The sequence below is a fragment of the Thalassotalea eurytherma genome (assembly GCF_030161415.1).
GTDB lineage: Bacteria > Pseudomonadota > Gammaproteobacteria > Enterobacterales > Alteromonadaceae > Thalassotalea_G > Thalassotalea_G eurytherma.
Genome location: NZ_BSSU01000008.1, coordinates 38,060 through 59,214, shown reverse-complemented (window position 1 = coordinate 59,214; position 21,155 = coordinate 38,060). Strand labels below are relative to the sequence as shown.

The window sequence follows — 21,155 nt, the reverse complement described above, 5'->3', positions numbered from 1 at the left end:
TTACGTTATGAAATCATTTATTGTCGCTTTATCGTTAGGGTTAACTGCAGTTACCTATGCTTTGCCTAGCTTATCTCAAAATATTGCGCCGGCAGGAATAAAAGTCGTGGGTAAGGCGAGTGCGGCCATGGTGCCAGATACTTTTATGGTACGTTTTGGTTTTCAACAAAGAGGCCATAGTGCAGCTAAACTGAAACAATACGTCGATAGCCAGACATCTCAATTAACGTCATTAGCAAAATCTCTTGGCGTTAAAAACGATAATGTTACCTCTAGCCAATTAACGGTAACGGTTCGCTATTTAAAACCTGAGGAACGTATAAAGAGTGTTTATGCGCCTCAAAAATCGGCATTGGTAGAAACCACGCTGCATTCCTCAAAAGAAAAAGAAACGGAAGTTGAGTTTATCGTTAGTCGAACGGTTGAAGTCGTTTTAACTGAACTCGCCATTTACGACAAACTGCTCGATAGTAGTGTGAAAATTGGCGCGACAAGAATAGATCCCGTGCAGAGCTATGTCGATAATAATGAAGACACTTACAATAAGTTACTTCAAAGTGCGGTAGATAACGCAAAATCTAAGGCGGACTTATTAGCGCAACAAACTGGCGCTAAATTAGGCAAGGTATTAAGTGTTGAAGAAATGTCTCATTATCAAGCGCGTCCTCGCATGGCTGTTGCAGAATCAAGAGCTTTCCATCGCTCTCAGCCGGGGAGTTTAGACTTAACTGCTGAAGTGATTGTGCGCTTTGCAATCGATCACTAATAAATACACGATTAATACGATAAAAACTTTTAAATTGGCGCTTTTCAAGGTATGTTAGGCGCCTTTTTTAAACCAGATGTGAACATTGATGACGAAAGAAAGCTTTTATCAAGAACTGATTGGTCAAGTGCAAGCAATTATTGGCGATGAGTCAGATTTTATTGCCAATATGGCAAATGTAAGTGCGCTCTTGTTTGAACGCTTAGATGGTGTGAATTGGGCTGGCTTTTATCGGTTAGAAGATGAACAACTTATACTTGGCCCATTTCAAGGAAAGGTAGCTTGTATTAGAATTGAACTTGGTAAAGGCGTTTGTGGTACAGCCGCATCAACGGACACGACCCAACGTATTGCTGATGTACATGCGTTCGAAGGTCATATAGCATGTGATGCACAATCAAATGCTGAAATAGTTATCCCAGTACATTATAACGGTGATGTTATCGCTGTACTTGATATTGATAGTGTTGAATACAATCGCTTTGACGACGCAGACCAAAAAGGTTTGGAAGCCATTGTCAAAGTCATTGAAAAGCAAATGGCGAGCTAATGAAAGAGTTTGTAGTTATTCATGACTTTCTCGTTTCAGAAGCCGTTGTTGGTGATTGGGACGGAGAAGAAGAACTTGTCGCAGAAAAGCTCAATGAGTTCTATCATACATTGTATGATCTTGCCGAAGAAGATATTTCGCCAGATGAGCTCGTCGGATTGTTAGAGCTTATTTGGCATCATTGGATAGGCGATCAAGCCTTGCCAGAACTAGAAACAGATGATATTTATGAATGGTGTAGAAACGTATTAGAAAACCGTTCGAAGTATCTTGAAGATTTAAATTAATTTTTTGTAAGTAGTATTTATGGAAACCAAAAAAAATAGCAGTAAAGAAATCATTGCTTTATTAGTGGAAAAATTCCCAGAGTGTTTTTCGGCTGAAGGCCCAGCTAAACCACTAAAAGTAGGCATTTTTCAAGATCTTGCTGAAAAGTTAGCTGACGATGAAGCGGTCAGTAAAACACGTTTACGTCAAGCGTTGAGACACTATACAAGCAGCTGGCGTTACTTGAAATCTATCAAACAAGGAAGCCACCGCGTTGACTTAACGGGTAGTCAAGTTGCTGAAATCGATCAAGAACAAGCTGATTACGCTGCAAAATCGCTAAAAGAAAGCCAAGAAAAGTTTGGTAACAAAAAAGCGAAAGATAAAGCTGAAGGTCAGAAGAAGTTTGCTAAAAGCTCTCAAGCCCCTAAAAATAAAGGCGGTGATGAGAAAAAGCAAAAGTACAAAAATGTAAAATCTGCCAAACGTCCTGCAAAAAAACCTCAAGAACCGGTGAACTTAACGCCAGTTGACTCGTCTACTTTAAAAGAGGGTGCTACAGTTAAAGTTAAATTTGGTAACGCGCCTATGAGTGCCATTATTACAGAAGTTGATGGCGACGATGTTCACGTTCAGCTTCAATCAGGCATGGTAATCAAAACACAAGTAGAAAATATTTTTTCATAAAAGTTTGGAGTACGAAGCATGCATAAATTATGTCGCATCGCAATCGCAGTTTCTCTGTCAGCAGTATCATTAGTTAGTTTTGGTAAAGATGTTCAAATACCAGAAGAACTCCCTGTTTTAGCTCCTGAGAGTCAACACGCGGTCTCGACAAAGCGCATAACAGCGCAATTTATGCGTGGTCATTACAAAAAATTTAAGATTGATAACGATTTATCTCATCAAATATTTGACCGATATATTAAGCAACTCGACTTCAATAAAAATGTATTTTTAGCCTCTGATATTGATCAGTTTAGTGCGTTTAAAGATGACTTTGACGCAGTTATTGCACGTGGCCAATTGCAAGTTGCATATGACATATATAACCTAAATTTACAGCGTCGAGTTGAACGTTACGAATATGCGCTTACGTTGCTAGATAAACCATTCGATTTCACTAAAGAAGAGCGTTATCACTTTGACCGTGAAGACGCAGAATATGCTAAATCAGTTGAAGAGCTTAATGAGTTATGGCGTCAAAAAGTTAAATACGATGCCCTTAACTTAACATTGGCTGAGAAAGAGTGGGAAAAAATCCAAGAAATATTAGGTAAGCGTTACAAAAGCACGATAAAGCGTTTAAAGCAAAGTGAAAGCGAAGACGTATACCAAATTGTGATGAACAGTTTTGCTCGTGTAGTTGAGCCGCATACCTCTTATTTATCTCCTCGCAATGCAGAACGTTTCCAAATGGAAATGAATCTTTCATTAGAAGGTATTGGTGCTGTGCTTCGCGCCGAAGATGATTACACTGTAATTCAAAGTATTGTGCCAGGTGGCCCAGCTGATAAATCGAGTCAACTTAAGCCAAAAGATCGTATTGTTGGTGTATCTCAAGATGACGAAGAGTTTGTTGATGTCATTGGCTGGCGTCTTGATGACGTGGTCGATTTGATCAAAGGACCAAAAGGTACAAAAGTACGTCTAGAGGTTTTACCGGGCGAATCAGATAGCCTCGATAGCATTAAAAATGTTTCAATTATACGAGACAAAATTAAGCTAGAAGAGCGTGCTGCTAAATCTGAAGTTTATATAGATGAATCTATTGAAGGGCAAGCGCGCAAATTAGGCGTGATTGAAATCCCAAGCTTCTATAACAACTTATCTAAAGACGTTAAGAAAGAGATTGAAAGTCTTAAGGCTGAGAACGTAGAAGGTATTATTGTTGATTTACGCGGTAACGGTGGTGGCTCGTTAACTGAAGCAACATTATTAACCGGTTTATTTATCGATAAAGGCCCTGTTGTTCAAGTAAGAGACGGCGCAGATCGCATAGCGGTAAATAGCGATCGCGACGGCATTAGCTATTATGATGGCCCACTAACTGTTATGGTCGACCGTTACAGTGCTTCAGCGTCAGAAATTTTCTCTGCGGCGATTCAAGATTATAATCGTGGCATTATCGTTGGTGAAAATACCTTTGGTAAAGGTACTGTTCAGCAGCATCGCGGTTTAGGTCGAGTGTATGACTTGTATGAAAAGCCATTAGGTTCAATTCAATATACCATTGCAAAGTTTTACCGCATCAATGGTGGTAGCACTCAGCATAAAGGTGTAGCGCCTGATATAGCATTTCCTTCGGCAGTAGACCCAGAAGAGTGGGGCGAAAGTAAAGAAGAGAATGCATTAGTATGGGATCAAGTACCTAAAGCCAACTATCGCCAAGTAACTACGTCACCTGTAGATGTCAGCTATTTAGATAGCTTGCATCAGCAACGTATTAAGGAAAATGTTGAGTTTGAATACCTGCTAAAAGATATTGCGAAATATAAGGCAGAAAAAGATGATAAATCTATCTCTCTTAACCTTGAAGAACGCAAACAAAAGCGTGAAGAGCGCAAGACAAAACAACTAACGAGAGCTAATGAGCGTTTAGCTAAGTTAGGTAAAGAAGCGATAACAACTATCGATGATTTACCCGAAGAATTAGAAGAGTTAGACGTGTTTTTAGATGAGACCGCAAAAATTACCTTCGATTATATCGAACTTAATAGACTCGCTAAAAACTAGGTTGTACAAAATACCATCAAGCCGTCCATTAGGGCGGCTTTTTTGTTTCAGCCTAGTGACAGTTTAATGATATGATCTATGCAGCTTTATAGAATATTTATTTTTTCACTATGTTAATGGATTGAAAATGTCGCTTGCACTTCTAGGCAACACAAGGCATTTTACGTAGTTCGAAATAAAATTATTACAATAATTACAGGTTTTAAATTTCACATGTCAGTAGATTCAACTCCTCGCACGCCAAGCATGTTTGATTCAGCGATCCCAGTGATTGCATTAGTTATTATGCTTGCCGCAGCCGTGACATTGTTTGGTGATAACTCATCATATGGTCCTAACCAAATTGCACTACTTGTTGCAATGGGCATCGCCGTTATCATTGGTATCAAAAATGGTTTTTCATGGGCAGAGATAGAAAAGGCGATTGTTAATGGTATTTCATTATCATTAGGCGCAATTTTAATTTTACTGTCTGTAGGTGCGTTAATCGGTACATGGTTACTCTCAGGTACTGTACCAACCATGATTTATTATGGTCTTAAAATACTAGACCCATCTTGGTTCTATGCTGCCTCATGTATTATATGTGGCATTGTAGCGATGAGTATTGGTAGCTCTTGGACAACGGCAGCGACCATAGGTGTTGCCTTGTTAGGTATTTCTCAAGGCCTTGATTTATCACCAGCAATAACAGCTGGTGCCGTTATCTCAGGCGCATACTTTGGTGACAAAGTGTCACCATTGTCAGAAACAACCAACTTAGCACCAGCGATTGCCGGCAGTGAGTTATTTGCTCACATTCGTTACATGCTTTGGACAACAGTGCCATCTATTGCAACTGCACTAGTAATTTTTACTATCTTAGGTTTTAGTGAATCAACGACAGCATCAACACAAGCGATTGACTCTTTAAATGAGCAGCTCGCTTCACAATTTAACTTAAGTATTTTTAACTTAATTCCATTAGTTGTGTTACTCGTTTTAGCTATTCGCAAAGCTCCAGCGTTTATCGCGGTATCTATTGGTGCAATTATCGGTGCAATTTGGGCGGTAATTTTTCAGCCGGAACTTATTGCTCGATTAGCAGGTGAGGGCTTTAGCCAGTCAGAAGCAAACCTTCGCGTTGTTTGGACAGCATTTTTTGATGGTGTTGCGATTGAAACCGGTAATAGCGAATTAAATGACTTGTTGAGTGGTGGTGGCATGTCTAGCATGCTTAATACAACATGGTTAATTATGTGTGCGTTAAGTTTTGGCGCCGTTCTAGAGCACTTAGGCATGTTAAAGGTCTTTGTTAATGCGATTCTTAAAACAGCTAAGTCTACGGGCAGCTTGATCGCTTCAACGGTCGCTACCTGTATCAGTACTAACCTTATAACAGCCGATCAATACATGGCCATTGTAATGCCTGGTCGCATGTATAAAGAAGAATATGAGCGCCGCGGTTTACATCCCGTTGTATTAAGCCGTACCTTAGAAGATTCAGGTACCATTACGTCACCACTTATCCCTTGGAATACCTGTGGTGCCTATATGTACAGCGTACTAATGGTTAACCCGCTAGATTACTTATTCTACTGTTTCTTTAATATTATTAACCCTATTTTGGCTGTGATTTATGGCTTTATTGGGTTTAAGATTAAAAAATTAGTTAAACCAGTATAAAATTATTTAATAACATAATTATTCAAAAGCCTGTTCATCGCAGGCTTTTCTTTATATACATCTATTACATTTAGTTTTTGGACTATTGCTATGACTCAATCAACAACTCGCTATTTAGCTGACTACCAAACGCCAGATTTTCACATTGATACAGTTAATCTTTGTTTTAATCTTGATGACACGAAAACCCGCGTTGTTAATGAAATGGCGATTGAGAAGGTTAGCGACCAATCAAACATTACACTTAATGGTGAGCATTTATCGTTATTGAGTATCAAGGTCAATGGCACAACGTTAACAAAAGACGATTATCAGTTGTCAGATACGGAACTAGTTTTTGCGTTAACTCAGCAGCATAACACTGTGGTTATTGAAACCCAGATAGACCCATTAAACAATACTGCGCTAGAAGGTCTATTTAAGTCGGGTGATGCTTTTTGTACCCAATGTGAAGCGGAAGGTTTTAGGCGCATTACCTATTATTTAGATCGCCCAGATGTCATGGCAACATTTACGACCAAAGTTATCGCCGCTAAAGAGAGTTTTCCTCAGCTTTTATCAAATGGTAATAAAATTGACAGTGGTGATCTGGAAAACGGTCAACATTTTGTAACTTGGCAGGACCCGTTTCCTAAGCCGTGTTATTTGTTTGCGTTAGTTGCCGGTGATTTTGATTTATTAACGGATAGTTTTACAACGTTAGAAGGACGAAATGTCGCGTTAGAAATCTTTGTAGATAAAGGCAACTTATCAAAAGCACATCATGCGATGACGTCGTTGAAAAAATCGATGAAGTGGGATGAAGAGGTTTTTGGTTTAGCATACGACTTAGATATCTATATGATAGTAGCCGTTGATTTCTTCAACATGGGGGCGATGGAAAATAAAGGTCTTAATGTTTTCAATTCAAAATATGTGCTAGCCGATGAAGCAACCGCCACTGATACGGACTATTTCAATATTGAAGCCGTCATTGCTCACGAGTATTTCCATAACTGGACCGGAAACCGAGTTACCTGTCGTGATTGGTTCCAACTGAGTTTAAAAGAAGGGTTGACGGTTTTTCGTGATCAGCAATTTAGCGCAGATATGCATAGTGCTGCTGTTACAAGAATTCAAAATGTACGTGTGCTACGTGCCCATCAATTTGCCGAAGACGCTAGCCCAATGGCGCATCCGATTCGACCTGAAAAAGTGATGGAAATGAATAATTTCTACACCTTGACGGTTTATGAAAAAGGCTCTGAAGTTATTCGAATGATGTATACATTATTAGGTAAAGAAAACTTCAGAAAAGGTATTGATTTATATTTTGAACGTTTTGACGGAATGGCGGTTACCTGTGATGACTTTGTAAACGCAATGGCCGATGCTTCAAACAAAGATCTTTCTATATTTAAGCGTTGGTATTCACAATCAGGCACCCCTTTATTGTTAGTAAATGAAAGCTTTGATCCGACAACAGGTGAATATGCGCTAACGGTTGAACAGAAAAATATGCCAACGGCACAGCAACAGGAAAAGCATGCCTTGCATATTCCGATAAAAGTTGAGCTGCTAGCAGGTGGCGTTTCTCAAGAACATTTACTTGAGTTAACCGAAGCGAAGCAAACTTGGCATTTTTCGATGTTTGATGAAAAGCCAGTTACCGCATTCTTGGGTGACTTTAGCGCGCCTGTAAAAGTTAACTTTGATCAAAGTGATGAAGAGCTCATTACCGTCATGCAGAACGCTCAAAACACCTTTTGTCAATGGGATGCTGGCCAAAAACTGTTTATGCGCTATATCGAGCGTTTAATTGATACGCCTGACTACATATTACCAAACGAGTTAATTGCTGCCTTTGAAGTGATGTTAACGAGTAACGACTTAGACGATGCGCTTAAAGCCGAACAACTCACACTACCAAGTTTTGGTGAAATTGCTGATAACCAGCAAATAATAGATCCTGAGAAAATTATTCATGCGTTAAAAACGTTAAAATTATTCTTAGCCAATGGTTTATCAAACGTTTTATCAAGGTGTTATCAAGCGTGTCAGCAAACCAATACACGCACTCCACAAACGAGAGCGCTTGCAAGTGCTTGTTTAAGTTACCTTGTGCTTGATACAAATAATGAGCAGTTAGTACAGAATCATTATGATAACGGCCAAAACATGACTGAAAACCTTGCTGCATTGACGGCAGCCATCAATCAAAGTCTCGAAAATACCGATGCGCTGATGAAAGATTTTGAAGATAAATGGTTAGATACCACGTTAGTCATGGATAAATGGTTTTCTTTGCAAGGCATGCAGCAAGGTGATGACATCTTTGCCAACTTAGAAGCGCTAACTAAACGTGATGATTTTAGTTTAAATAACCCCAATAGGGCTCGTTCATTGATTGGCAGCTTTTCAATGAATAACCCTAAGCATTTTCATTGCGCTACGGGCAGAGGATATGAATTTTTAACAACTCAATTAATCGCACTTAATACCATCAACCCACAAGTTGCTGCGCGATTAATTACGCCATTACTGGCATTCAAACAATATGAAGAAAAACGTAAAGCGATGATGCAATCGCAACTCGTAAAGTTAAGCAACTTAGACAATTTATCAAAAGACTTAACTGAGAAAATCAACGCTGCTTTAGGTTAACGATGAGCCAAACGTTTTACTTTTCTTTGAACATGACGACACAAGACTTTTTGCCTTACTATCAGGGTAAGGTGCAAAGTCTTGTCGTTACCACAACCACTGGCCTACGAGTTGAGTTTCCTGCGATGCATTTACGGAAGTATATAGATACCTTAGGCATTAGAGGTTTTTTTTGCTTAAAAACTGAACAAGGTAAATTTCTTTCTTTAACAAAAATCCGTTAGTTAGAGCTTTTGCTTTAAACAGTGGTCAGACCATCTTTACGCCTTATTGTAAAGGTTTGTAATTCCTTTTCGACAAAGTGTTAACGCACGAATAGTGGTTATCACAGGCTAATCCTAAAAATTTACTAAACTTCGTTTTAAACAAGTGTTTTAAACAGCCTTCCTTTTCTGGTTCGATCTCTTGCTAAAGTCTTTGTAAATAGTGGGCTTTAGAGTTGTTTTTAAGGCTTGCTAGTTAGTTCAAATGATGTAATTATTGTTTCATCCACAACCTCGTGGAAATAAAAAAATAAAAATTGTTTCGCATTTGGGGAGAGAATTAATGAAACATAGCCCTCACGCAAAGTTTTATAAAAAGCCGGTAGCGGTTGGCATAGCAGCAGCTATGTTAGCTTTATCAGCGAATAATGCTTTAGCGGCAAATTTCCAAGTAGGGGATTTCGATATTAGTTTCGATTCAACATTTAGTTATGGCCAGAGTTGGCGTGTTGAAAATAGAAACTGGAATGACAACATTGGTAAGTCTAACAACTTGCACAATGGTTTTGATTTTAGTCAGTATAATGCTGCAACTAACCCTACACCGATTAACGCTGACATCTGGAACGGTGCTGGTGGTTATTCAAATAATGGCGACAACGGCAATTTAAATTACGATGCCGGTGAAGCTTTTTCTTCTGTTTTCAAAGGCACACACGAATTAGAAATCCGTTACGGTGATTTTGGTTTCTTTGCTCGTGGTATGTATTTCTACGATTTTGAAATGATGGATAGTGAGCGCCCTTGGGTTAACCCTACTTCTCAACAAAACAATGAAGTATGTCGAGACGAAGAAGCGAAAGAGCAGGTATGTAAAGATATCCGTTTATTAGATGCTTTCGTTTACGGTGATTTCTACGTAGGTGATATGCCGTTATCAGTGCGAATTGGTGACCAAGTAATTAGCTGGGGTGAGAGCGCATTGATCTCTCATGGTATTAGTGAACTAAACCCAGTTGATATCGCGCGTTTACGTGCACCAGGTGCTGAATTAAAAGAAGCATTCATTCCGTTTGGTGCCGTGTGGGCGTCATTAGGTGTTACTGAAAACTTCAACGTTGAAGCGTTCTACCAATACCGTTGGGAGAAAACGGTTCTTCCTGCGCCAGGCAGTTACTTCTCTACCAACGATTTTGCTGGCGACGGTGGTCACTACAATAATGTTCAATTAGGTTTCTCTGGTAACCCAGATATGGATTTAGACTTCTTAATGGCAAGTCTTAATGGTATGGGTGACCTGATGCGTGCTGGCGCTATTGACACAGCAACTGCATCACAAATGTATTTAGCTTATCCGACAAAACTAACGTTAAAAGCACCAGGTAGCGTTGCGGAAGTTGAACCTGATGATGGTGGTCAATATGGTCTACGTTTATCATGGTTCTTACCTGAATTAAACGATACAGAGCTAAGCCTTTACTACATGAATTATCACAGTCGTCGTCCAGTATTTTCTGGTGTGACAGCTGATTTTTCAGCTGAAGCTATTGGCGCTGACTTAGGTATGATTGCCGGCGGTCAAATCACTGAAGACAACTACTACATGTTAAATTCATTCTCAAAAGTTGAGCTTGATTATGTAGAAGACATTCAGTTATATGCAATGAGTTTCAACACAACTGCTGGCACAACAGCGGTAGCTGGTGAAATTACTTTCCGTCAAGATGAGCCTCTTCAAATTGATGATGTAGAGCTTCTATTTGCTGCGATGCCTCAACAATTAGCAAATGCAGGTTTACGTCCAGATTTAGATGGCGTTTCACAAATGCCAGTATTTGGCCAAGGCGAACGCGCTCCTGGTTATATCTTATCTGACACTGTTCAAGCACAAATGACGTTCACTCACCTATTTGGTCCAATGTTTGGTGCTAGCCAAGTAACGGGTTTACTTGAAGTTGGTGGTATCAACATTAACGATATGCCAGATGAAGACGTATTACGTTTAAATGGTCCTGGTACTGCTCGTAATGGCGGCATTGAAGGTAAAGAAGGTCTAGAGTTAGCCCTACAAGATGGTGTTGAAACTAACCCATTCCCTACTGAGTTTGCTTGGGGTTACCGTTTAGTTGGTAAGTTAGACTACACTAACGTATTTGCCGGCGTGAACATGTCTCCTCGCGTTGTTTTCTCGCATGATGTTGATGGTATTACACCAGATCCATTGTTCTTGTTCATTGAAAAGCGTAAGTCTGTTTCTTTAGGTTTATCATTTGATTACCAAAGTCGTTGGGCTGCTGATATCACGTACAACTCATTCTTTGATGGTGTAGGTACGACGAACAAGTTAGAAGATCGTGATTACGTATCTTTCAACATTAAGTATTCAATTTAAGGCATTTAACATGAAAAAAATTACATTATTGTCATTAGCTGTATCATGTGCTTTAGCGACAACTGGTGCAATGGCAAAGATTTCTGCTGATGAAGCAGCGAAACTTGGCACTAGCTTAACACCAATGGGTGCTGAGAAAGGAGCTAATGCTGATGGTTCAATTCCTGAGTGGACAGGTGGTATCACGTCTGCACCAGCGGGTTACACACCAGGTCAACATCATATTGACCCATTTGCAGGTGATAAAGTTGAATTTACGGTAACCGCACAAAACCTTTCACAATACCGTGATTTATTAACACCGGGTCAAATCAAGTTATTTGAAACTTACCCTGACACCTACAAAATGAATGTTTACCAAACGCGTCGCAGTGCGTCGTTTCCACAACATGTTTATGATGCATCAGTTGCTAACGCAGCACGTGCTGAGTTAATTGAAGGTGGTAATGGTATTACTCAAGCAGCAGTTGGTGTGCCGTTTCCGGTTCCAGCAACAGGTTTAGAAGCGATTTGGAACCATATTTTACGTTATCGTGGTGAAAGCGTTATTCGTCAAGGTGGTCAAGCTGCACCAACTGCAGGCGGTGACTTCACTTACATTGGTTTTGATGAGCAACTAATTTTACCTTATAACGTAAAAGGCGCTCAGCCAGAGCAATTGCAAGAATCAAACATCTTGTTTAAGTTCAAGCAAAAAGTATCTGAGCCTGCGCGTTTAGCAGGTACTGCATTACTTGTTCATGAAACCATGGACCAAATCAAAACGCCTCGTCAAGCATGGACATACAACACAGGTCAACGTCGTGTTCGTCGTGCACCAAACGTTGCTTATGATGCACCGGGTACAGCGTCAGATGGTTTAAGAACAACTGATGATTTCGATATGTATAATGGTGCTCCAGATCGTTATACGTGGACATTGAAAGGTAAACAAGAGTTACTGATTCCTTACAATGACTATCGTTTACACAGCAATGAATTAAGTTATAAAGACATTGTTAAGCCAGGTCACATTAATCCTGAGCACGTGCGTTACGAGAAACACCGTGTGTGGGTTGTTGAAGCTAACTTAAAAGAAGATACGCGCCACATCTATAAAAAACGTGTTTTCTTTATTGATGAAGATAGTTGGCAAATTGCGGTAACCGATATTTATGATAACCGTGATCAGTTATACCGCGTTGGTGTAGCACATGGCTTAAACTATTATGAATTACCGGCACAATGGTCTACGCTTGAAGTGTTCCATGACCTTCAGTCTAGACGTTACATTGCTATTGGTTTAGACAACCAAGCAAAAATGTATGACTTCTCTTCTAAGTTAGAAGAAAAATCATTTACACCAGCGGCATTACGTCGTGAAGGTCGTCGTTAAGAACGGTCGTAGAAAGTAGCGTGTATTCATCTGCCTATTAGGGGTTTAACTGCTAAACCATTAAGTGAATCGCGCTAAGTAAAAACGGCTGCTAACCCAGCCGTTTTTTGTTTAAATTTGAGAGTATTATCGATGAAGCAATTTTGGGCTTTCGTATTTAGTTTTTTGAGTTTTGTTGCTGTTGCCGACCAAACTCCTTCTCCATCATGGCAAGCACCTCTTGCAAATAAATCACTTTTACTAGATATCACCACGGCAGGCGCAGACCGACTCGTTGCAGTTGGCGAATATGGCCATGTATTGTTATCAACAGACGGTGAAAATTGGCAACAAGCGAATGTACCGGTAACATCAACACTTACCGCTGTTTATTTTATTAACAGCCAAAAAGGTTGGGCAGTAGGGCACGACGCGAGTATTCTACAAACCACTGATGGTGGTGCTACTTGGTCAATTCAGCAATTTTTTCCTCATCTTGAAAAGCCGTTACTAGATGTTGTCTTTAAAGATGAGTTAAATGGTTTAGCTATCGGTGCATATGGCATGTTTTATCGCACCCAAGATGGCGGCAACACATGGATTAAAGAATTTCACGAAGAATTTCTTTTCCAAGAAGATATAGATTATTTAAATGAGCTAAAGCAAGAAGATGAAGAAGCTTATTTAGACGAAAGAAGTAGCATCTTACCCCACTTCAACCGTATTACGATGGACGGTCGCACCCTATATATGGTGGGTGAAATTGGTTTGATTGCGAAGAGCAATGATTTTGGTAAATCGTGGCAGCCCTTTGATGAAATTTATCAAGGTTCGTTTTTCGATCTAGAGCGCACTCGTAAAGGCAACCTATTAGTTGTTGGTTTGCGAGGTAACGCATTTAGAAGTTTACGTAATGGTGCACCTTGGCAAGCTGTTGACACTGAAACACAGGCATTACTAAATTCCATCGTGTTAACTGACACCAACTTACTCTATATATTGGGTAATTCAGGTGTTTTACTTAGTAGTGAAGACGATGGTCAAACATTTACACATCATCCGCAAGCTGACGGTAAGGCGTTAATTGCAGGTACCGTTTTTCATGGCAAGCTAATTGTTGTTTCAGACGTTGGCATAAAAACAATTACAATCTTTAAGTAGTCTTATGAATTCAGAATCAGTTATTAATCGAATAGAAGTTGGCATCTTCAGACACCGCTTAACGGTATTATTTCTCTTTTTAGCCACAACAATATTTCTTGCATATCAAGCGAGTCAAATTCGCCTAGATGCTTCCTTTATAAAAAACATACCGTTAAACCACAGCTACATGAAAACTTATTTGAAGCACCAAGAAAACTTTGGTGGTGCTAATAATATTCTTATCAGTGTCTGTAATAAAGATGGTGATATTTTCAACGAAGAATTTTTCACTTCGCTTAAAGGTGTTCATGATCAATTATTCTTCATCCCTGGTGTTGATCGTATTCAAGTAAAGTCCCTATATTCACCCAGCACTCGATTTGTCGAAGTTGTTGAAGATGGTTTTGCTGGTGGCCCAGTGATACCAGCAGATTTTAAGCCAGATGAACGTGGTTTAGCTATTGTTAAAAGCAATATTGAAAAAGCAGGTATTGTTGGTCGTACAATTTCAGATGATTACACCTGTGCAATGGTGCAATCATCATTAATGGATATTGATCCAAGTACCGGTAAAAAACTTGATACCATTTCTTTGGCGAATCAATTAGAAGATCAAATTCGTAGCCAATATGAAAAAGGCAATATCAGTATTCATATTATTGGTTTTGCGAAAATGGTCGGTGATGTTGCATTGGGCGCTAAAGGTGTTGTCGCGTTCTTCGGTATCGCTATTGCTATAACTGCCTTAATGGTGTTCTTTTTCTCTAAATCTTTCAAACTAACCTTGTTACCGATTTTCTGTTCGTTAGTGACGGTAGTTTGGCAAATGGGTATGTTAACGGTTATAGGTTTTGGTCTAGACCCAATGTCTATCCTTGTACCTTTCTTAGTCTTTGCTATCGGTGTTAGTCATGCCGTACAAATGATCAACTCAGTCAAAAAGCTGGTTAATCAAGGCTACAGTGCAAAAGAATCAGCACAATTTAGTTTTAGAACACTACTTGTACCCGGCATGGTTGCATTGCTATCTGATACGGTTGGTTTTTTAACCTTACTATCAATTGATATTGGCGTTATTCGCGAATTAGCCATTACTGCATCGCTTGGTGTTGCGATGATTATTTTAACTAACCTGATCTTATTACCGGTTCTTATCTCTTACATGTCTTTATCAAAAGATAGTGAAGAGCAATTAGAAAAGAATAAAAATATAGAAGTGTGGAAAAAGCTAGCTGTTTTTGCAACGCCGAAGGCAGCCAAGGTTATACTATCGATAACTGCAATGTTATTTGTTGCAGGTGCTTATTATTCTCAGCAAATGAAAATAGGGGAGTTACATGCAGGTGCACCAGCACTTCATGAAGATTCACGCTATAACCAAGATACTTTCTTAATAACGGATAAGTATGCGATTACCGTCGACTATATCTCAGTGATTGTTGAAGCGTACCCTAATGCTTGTACGTCACACGAAACATTAGCTGTGATGGATGAGTTTCAATGGAAAATGGAAAACGTACCGGGTGTAGATTCTGCTATTAGTTTGGCAAGTGTCGCTAAAATCGTAAATGCAGGTTACAACGAAGGTAACCCTAAGTGGCGTAGTTTGTCACGTAATCAGCAGTCTTTAGTGCAATCTATTTCACGTGTTCCTACATCAAGTGGCTTATTGGATCGTAACTGTAGTGTCATGCCAGTTATTTTATTCCTAGAAGATCATAAAGCAGAAACCATTAACCGTGTTGTTGATAAGGTTAAACTTTATGCAAGTGAATTAAACAATGAACAACTGCAGTTTAAACTAGCATCTGGCCCTGTTGGTGTTATGGCAGCAACTAACGAAGCAGTTGAAGCCGCACAGTTACCGATGATGATATATGTTTATGCAGCGGTTATCGTCTTGTGTTTGATTAGCTTTAGAAGCGTTAGAGCAACAATTTCAGTTGTATTACCACTTTATGTTGTTTCTACCTTAGCGCAATGGTTAATGACTAAACTCGATATTGGCTTAACCGTTTCAACACTACCTGTTATTGCGTTAGGTGTTGGTATTGGTGTCGATTACGGTATTTACATTCTGTCAACGATGGCAACGCGACTGCGCAACGGCGATACAGTTTATAATGCCTATTTAGCAGCATTAACAGAACGTGGTAGTGCGGTACTTATTACCGGTGTTACCTTGGCCATTGGCGTTTCAACGTGGTTCTTCTCAGATCTTAAGTTCCAAGTAGATATGGGGATATTAATGACATTTATGTTTTTAGTTAACATGTTAGCAGCAATTGTCGTGCTACCAGCCCTTGCTTCAATACTATGGCGAGAAAAAAAATAACTGCATAATTAATCAAGAAAATGGCCGAAAGGCCATTTTCTATTCAAAACTTATAAATAGAAAAACAAAATCCCTTCAAACGGCTATTTTTTAGTGGTCTAATCTATAAAAAAACACTCGCAATACCTTAAAATAGCTAATAAAATCCTAGCAATAGTCTATGCTATTAGACAATTCCATAATAAATATTCGTTTTATCCACAAAAGGAAAACGGCATGGCGTTAGTAGACGGTTTACCATCAGTAATACTGAAGAACGTATCACAATTAATACAACAAAAAGTTTCAAAAGAAACAGCTCCACTAGTCGAAAAATTTGCAGAAATTCTTTACGGCAATATATCAACATCAGATTTAACTCATCGAAACGAAAGTGACATGTATGGTGCCACTTTAAGTTTGTGGAACTCGTTAAACGAGTTTCAGCATGGCAATGCGTTGATTAAAGTTTTCAACCCTGAAGTATCGAAACATGGCTGGAAATCAAGCCATACCGTTATTGAAGTGATTGTAGACGATATGCCATTTTTAGTTGACTCTGTTCGTATAGCTTTAAATCGCAAAGGCTTAAGCCCGCACTTAATGCTTAACTGCCCAATGCAGGTTATTCGTGACAAAGACAACAACTTAACTAAAATTGCTAACTCAAGTGAACGTAAACTTAAGGATTCATTAACTGAAACCGTTTTCTTCATTGAGATTGATCGCATTTCTGAACCCAAACAGCTTGCTGAATTAACTGTTGAGTTAGAATCTGTTGTTAGTGACATTTCGCTAACGGTTAACGATTGGCAACCAATGCTGAAGCGTTTAAACCAAGTGATTGATGAATTTGGTGGCTCTAACGTTCCTGGTGATAAAAGTAACAAAGATGAAGCGTTAAAGTTTTTAAAGTGGATTTCAAATAACAATTTCACACTAATGGGTTACCGCTCATATGATGTAGAAACCCTTAAAGGTGATCTTGCACTAACAGCCAATGTAAAATCTAGCCTAGGTTTAATGAAAAACTCTAAAGGCACTGATAAACGTTTATTATCAACGTTAAGTGAAACAGCACGTGAAATCGCGCTGGGCGAAAACGCCTTAATCTTAACGAAAACAAATTCCCGCTCTCGTGTGCATCGTCCTGCCCATTTAGACTACATTGGTATTAAGCGTTTTGATAAAAACGGTAAAGTTGTCGGTGAAGAGCGTTTTGTCGGTTTATTTGGTTCAGCTTATTACACCAATAGTGCGTTAGATCTGCCGCTAATTTCTGCAAAAGTAAGCAGTGTTTGTGAAGCGTCTGGCTTTGCTAAAGGCTCACACTCGTTCAAAACGTTAATTAATATCCTTGAAACGTACCCGCGTGACGAAATTCTTCAATCAACAACACCTGAATTGCTTAATAATGTGTTAGGTATTTTACGCATGCAAGAGCGAGACTATTCTGGCTTGTTTGTTCGTCGTGATGCCTTCGATCGTTTCTATTCTTGTATGGTGTATGTGCCACGCGAACGTTACAACACGAAATTGCGTATTGAAACGCAAAAACTATTACAAGAAGCCTTCGGTAGTGATAAAGAAGTTGAATTTAATACTTATTTCTCTGAATCAGTGCAAGCGCGTACTCACTACATTGTTCGTGTTGACTCAACAAAAGCAGATATTAATGTGAAAGAAATTGAAAAGAACCTAAACCAAGCCGCAAGAAGTTGGGATGACAAACTTGTTGATTCACTTACTTCAAACCAAGGTGAATCAAAAGCGAAGCGTTTAGCAAATAAATATGCAAGCTTCCCTCAATCATATAAAGATGAGGTACTGCCTGGTTCCGCGATTGTTGATATTACTAAACTAGAAGCATTAACGGCTGATAATCAGTTGGAGATGTTGTTCTATCAACCACAAGAAGAAAAAGCGGGTAGCCGCTTTGTTAAATTGAAACTTTTCCATACCGGTGAGCCGCTGCATTTGTCAGACGTATTACCTATGTTAGAAAACTTTGGTTTGCGTGTCATTGGTGAAAGTCCTTATGCAGTTCGTTCAAATGACGGCGAAATGTATTGGATTTTAGATTTCTCGATGTTACTTACCGGCGATAGCAAATTTGATTTAGCTAAGGTTCAAACATTATTCCAAGATGCGTTTGCGAAAGTTTGGCGCGGTGTTTTAGAAGATGACGGCTTTAACCGATTAATCTTAGGCGCTGGATTAGAAGGCCGTGAAGTATCAATTTTGCGCGCTTATGCAAAATATGAACGTCAAATAGGTGGTACATTTAGCCAAAGTTATATTGAGGACACATTCTCACGTTATCCAAACCTTGCTGAGCTGCTCATTAAACTCTTCAATTTACGTTTTGATCCTAAAGGCAAGCAATCGGAAAAAACCATTGCCAAAGTTGAAGCTGATATTGAATCATCGTTAGATAATGTTGCTAACCTAGATGATGACCGTATTATTCGCCGCTTTGTCGAAATGATTAACGCGACTATTCGTACTAACTACTTCCAGTCTGGCGATGGTACTGACTTTAAGTCATACATTTCTTTTAAAATTGTGCCAAAACTTATCACAGAAATGCCGCAACCAATTCCTGCATTTGAAATATTTGTTTATTCTCCGCAAGTTGAAGGTGTTCACCTGCGTGGCGGTAAAGTTGCTCGTGGTGGTTTACGTTGGTCAGATCGTCGAGAAGATTTCCGTACCGAAGTACTTGGTCTTGTAAAAGCTCAGCAAGTTAAAAACACTGTGATCGTACCTGTTGGTGCAAAAGGTGGTTTTGTTTGTAAACAACTACCAACTTCAGGAACTCGCCAAGAAATTTTTGAAGCTGGTAAAGACTGTTACCGTACCTTTATCCGTGGTTTATTAGATATTACCGACAACATTGTTGGTGGTGAGTTAATTCCGCCTACGAATGTTGTTCGCCATGACGAAGATGATCCATATCTTGTTGTTGCGGCCGATAAAGGAACGGCTACGTTCTCTGATATTGCTAATGGTATTTCAGAAGAGTACAACTTCTGGATGGGTGATGCGTTTGCTTCTGGTGGCAGTGTTGGTTATGACCACAAAGGCATGGGTATTACAGCAAAAGGCGCTTGGGAATCAGTTAAACGTCATTTCCGCGAATTAGATATTGATTGTCAAACAACCGATTTTACGGTTATCGGTATAGGCGACATGGCGGGTGACGTATTTGGTAATGGTATGTTGTTGTCTAAGCATATCCGATTACAAGCGGCATTTAACCACCTACATATTTTTATTGATCCAGAACCTGATGCAGCGTCTACTTGGAAAGAGCGTGAACGTTTATTCAATCTGCCGGGATGTTCTTGGGAAGATTACAATAAAGACCTTATTTCAGAAGGCGGCGGCATCTTCTCACGTGCAGCTAAATCAATTAAGTTAACGCCACAAATTAAGAAATTGATTGGTACACAAAAGCAATCAATGGCGCCAAATGATTTAATTAACGCGCTATTGAAAGCTAAAGTAGACCTTATTTGGAACGGTGGTATTGGTACCTATGTTAAAGGCTCTTCTGAAAGCCATTTAGAAGTAGGCGATAGAGCAAATGATTCATTACGTGTAGACGGTAGTGAGCTACGCGCTAAGATTGTTGGTGAGGGTGGTAACTTAGGTTTAACGCAATTAGGTCGTATTGAATACACGGCGAATGGCGGTCGTATGAACACTGACTCTGTAGATAACGTTGGTGGTGTAGACTGTTCAGATAACGAAGTTAACATTAAGATCTTACTAAATGGTCTAGTACAAAGTGGTGACCTTACGGTTAAGCAACGTAATAAACTACTTTACGATATGACTGATGAAGTATCTGAAATTGTACTTAACGACTGTTACCGCCAAACACATTCAATTTCGATTACTGAATTACGCGGAGCAAGCCAATTAAAAGAGCAAACACGCTTTATTCACGAATTAGAGCGCACAGGTAAATTAGATCGCGCATTAGAGTTTATTCCTAATGATGATGAGCTAGCTGAACGTTTAGCACAAAATAAAGGCTTAACACGTCCAGAACTATCGGTTCTACTTGCTTATAACAAGATGGTGTTAAAAGAAGATCTTGTTTGTGAAGAAGTAACCGAAAATCCTTACTATCAAAGCCTGTTGATTGAAGCATTCCCTAAATTGCTGCAAGAAAAGTATGCAGAGCAAATGCAAGACCATAAACTTAGAGCAGAAATTATTGCTACTAAGTTAGCGAATAATATTGGTAATGACATGGGCTTTAACTTTGTTCATCGTATGAATGAAGAAACAGGCGCAACGGTCGCTGAAGTTGCTATTTGTTACTCGATTGCTTCTGAAATTTTTGAAATGCCAGAAACATGGGCGTCAATTTCTTCACTTGATAACCAAATCACGACCGCTGTCCAAACAGAAATGTTATTCCAGTTACGTCGTAATGTTCGTCGTGCAACTCGTTGGTTCTTGCGTCATCGCAATAAGTCATTGTCGATTGATGAAACTATTGCCTTCTTTAAGCCCACGTTTGAAGTAATGACTGCAAACTTAGATAAGTACTTAGCAAGTGATGAACTTGCTGGCTTAACGAAAGTTGCTACTGATTTATCAAATGCAGGAGCACCGAAGGAATTAGCGAAACGCATTTCTCAGCTAAGTACGATCTTCTCAGTAATGGATATTGCTGAGATTTCAGAGGCAGAAGCTTGTGAAGTAGATAAAGTTGCGAAACTTTACTTCCGTTTAGGTGACAGATTGTCATTACATTGGTTCTTAGACCAAATCACTCGCCAACCGGTAACGAACCATTGGCAGGCATTAGCACGTGCATCATTTAGGGAAGAGCTTGATTGGCAACAACGTTCATTAACATCAGTTGTCTTGAAAAATTACAAGTTAGAACAATCTACTGACACAATGTTAGATTTATGGTTTGAACAATCTTGTCAACCATTGGAGCGCTGGCAGCACATTCTGTCTGACTTTAGAACAAGTCGAACACACGAATTTGCTAAATTCTCTGTTGCATTAAGGGAATTAATGTTACTAAGTTTGCACTGTGATCCAAGCAAATAAATGTTATTATCCCCGCCATTAAACGCGGGGATTTTTTTAT

13 protein-coding genes are annotated in these 21,155 nt (G+C 39.3%); all 13 read left to right on the top strand.

The annotated features are described in order from the left end of the window. Nucleotides 1-7: 7 nt before the first annotated feature. The 13 genes from QQK02_RS08660 (at nt 8) to QQK02_RS08600 (ending at nt 21,115) form a co-directional block, all read left to right on the top strand. Nucleotides 8-766, top strand: coding sequence for an SIMPL domain-containing protein (locus tag QQK02_RS08660; protein ID WP_284207605.1), 759 nt, complete (start codon nt 8-10; stop codon nt 764-766). An 88-nt stretch (nt 767-854) separates the two neighbouring features. Then, complete coding sequence (locus QQK02_RS08655; protein ID WP_284207604.1) at nt 855-1,316, top strand: GAF domain-containing protein; 462 nt, start codon at nt 855-857, stop codon at nt 1,314-1,316. Next, nucleotides 1,316-1,603, top strand: a complete 288-nt coding sequence (locus QQK02_RS08650; RefSeq protein WP_284207603.1) for a hypothetical protein — start codon at nt 1,316-1,318, stop codon at nt 1,601-1,603. The genes QQK02_RS08655 and QQK02_RS08650 overlap by 1 nt, the downstream gene beginning before the upstream one ends. A 19-nt stretch (nt 1,604-1,622) precedes the next feature. Continuing rightward, nucleotides 1,623-2,270 carry an RNA chaperone ProQ gene (gene proQ, locus QQK02_RS08645; RefSeq protein ID WP_284207601.1) on the top strand — a complete coding sequence of 216 codons (648 nt, stop codon included), beginning with the start codon at nt 1,623-1,625 and terminating at the stop codon, nt 2,268-2,270. Between the two features lie 18 nt (nt 2,271-2,288). Beyond that, the gene (prc, locus tag QQK02_RS08640; RefSeq protein WP_284207599.1) at nt 2,289-4,319 is read left to right on the top strand and encodes a carboxy terminal-processing peptidase; all 2,031 of its coding nucleotides are present in this window, start codon (nt 2,289-2,291) and stop codon (nt 4,317-4,319) included. A 213-nt stretch (nt 4,320-4,532) separates the two neighbouring features. Next, nucleotides 4,533-5,984 carry a Na+/H+ antiporter NhaC gene (nhaC, locus tag QQK02_RS08635; protein WP_284207598.1) on the top strand — a complete coding sequence of 484 codons (1,452 nt, stop codon included), beginning with the start codon at nt 4,533-4,535 and terminating at the stop codon, nt 5,982-5,984. A gap of 90 nt (nt 5,985-6,074) precedes the next feature. Continuing rightward, nucleotides 6,075-8,627, top strand: coding sequence for an aminopeptidase N (gene pepN / locus QQK02_RS08630; protein ID WP_284207597.1), 2,553 nt, complete (start codon nt 6,075-6,077; stop codon nt 8,625-8,627). Nucleotides 8,628-8,629: 2 nt separating this feature from the next. After that, nucleotides 8,630-8,851 carry a DUF2835 domain-containing protein gene (locus QQK02_RS08625; protein WP_284207596.1) on the top strand — a complete coding sequence of 74 codons (222 nt, stop codon included), beginning with the start codon at nt 8,630-8,632 and terminating at the stop codon, nt 8,849-8,851. 322 nt (nt 8,852-9,173) lie between these two features. Continuing rightward, nucleotides 9,174-11,222 (top strand): DUF1302 domain-containing protein, encoded by a 2,049-nt coding sequence (locus QQK02_RS08620; protein WP_284207595.1) that lies wholly within the window; start codon nt 9,174-9,176, stop codon nt 11,220-11,222. A 10-nt stretch (nt 11,223-11,232) separates the two neighbouring features. Beyond that, nucleotides 11,233-12,597 (top strand): DUF1329 domain-containing protein, encoded by a 1,365-nt coding sequence (locus QQK02_RS08615; protein ID WP_284207594.1) that lies wholly within the window; start codon nt 11,233-11,235, stop codon nt 12,595-12,597. A 132-nt stretch (nt 12,598-12,729) separates the two neighbouring features. Next, nucleotides 12,730-13,737 (top strand): WD40/YVTN/BNR-like repeat-containing protein, encoded by a 1,008-nt coding sequence (locus QQK02_RS08610; protein WP_284207593.1) that lies wholly within the window; start codon nt 12,730-12,732, stop codon nt 13,735-13,737. A gap of 4 nt (nt 13,738-13,741) precedes the next feature. Further along, nucleotides 13,742-16,054, top strand: coding sequence for an efflux RND transporter permease subunit (locus QQK02_RS08605; RefSeq protein WP_284207592.1), 2,313 nt, complete (start codon nt 13,742-13,744; stop codon nt 16,052-16,054). A gap of 216 nt (nt 16,055-16,270) precedes the next feature. After that, on the top strand, nt 16,271-21,115 hold the full coding sequence (locus tag QQK02_RS08600) for an NAD-glutamate dehydrogenase (protein ID WP_284207591.1): 4,845 nt from the start codon (nt 16,271-16,273) through the stop codon (nt 21,113-21,115). Nucleotides 21,116-21,155 lie beyond the last annotated feature (40 nt).

Coding starts and splice junctions, on each gene's coding strand:
- QQK02_RS08660 (WP_284207605.1), top strand. CDS start 8: ATGAAATCATTTATTGTCGCTTTATCGTTAGGGTTAACTGCAGTTACC.
- QQK02_RS08655 (WP_284207604.1), top strand. CDS start 855: ATGACGAAAGAAAGCTTTTATCAAGAACTGATTGGTCAAGTGCAAGCA.
- QQK02_RS08650 (WP_284207603.1), top strand. CDS start 1,316: ATGAAAGAGTTTGTAGTTATTCATGACTTTCTCGTTTCAGAAGCCGTT.
- proQ (WP_284207601.1), top strand. CDS start 1,623: ATGGAAACCAAAAAAAATAGCAGTAAAGAAATCATTGCTTTATTAGTG.
- prc (WP_284207599.1), top strand. CDS start 2,289: ATGCATAAATTATGTCGCATCGCAATCGCAGTTTCTCTGTCAGCAGTA.
- nhaC (WP_284207598.1), top strand. CDS start 4,533: ATGTCAGTAGATTCAACTCCTCGCACGCCAAGCATGTTTGATTCAGCG.
- pepN (WP_284207597.1), top strand. CDS start 6,075: ATGACTCAATCAACAACTCGCTATTTAGCTGACTACCAAACGCCAGAT.
- QQK02_RS08625 (WP_284207596.1), top strand. CDS start 8,630: ATGAGCCAAACGTTTTACTTTTCTTTGAACATGACGACACAAGACTTT.
- QQK02_RS08620 (WP_284207595.1), top strand. CDS start 9,174: ATGAAACATAGCCCTCACGCAAAGTTTTATAAAAAGCCGGTAGCGGTT.
- QQK02_RS08615 (WP_284207594.1), top strand. CDS start 11,233: ATGAAAAAAATTACATTATTGTCATTAGCTGTATCATGTGCTTTAGCG.
- QQK02_RS08610 (WP_284207593.1), top strand. CDS start 12,730: ATGAAGCAATTTTGGGCTTTCGTATTTAGTTTTTTGAGTTTTGTTGCT.
- QQK02_RS08605 (WP_284207592.1), top strand. CDS start 13,742: ATGAATTCAGAATCAGTTATTAATCGAATAGAAGTTGGCATCTTCAGA.
- QQK02_RS08600 (WP_284207591.1), top strand. CDS start 16,271: ATGGCGTTAGTAGACGGTTTACCATCAGTAATACTGAAGAACGTATCA.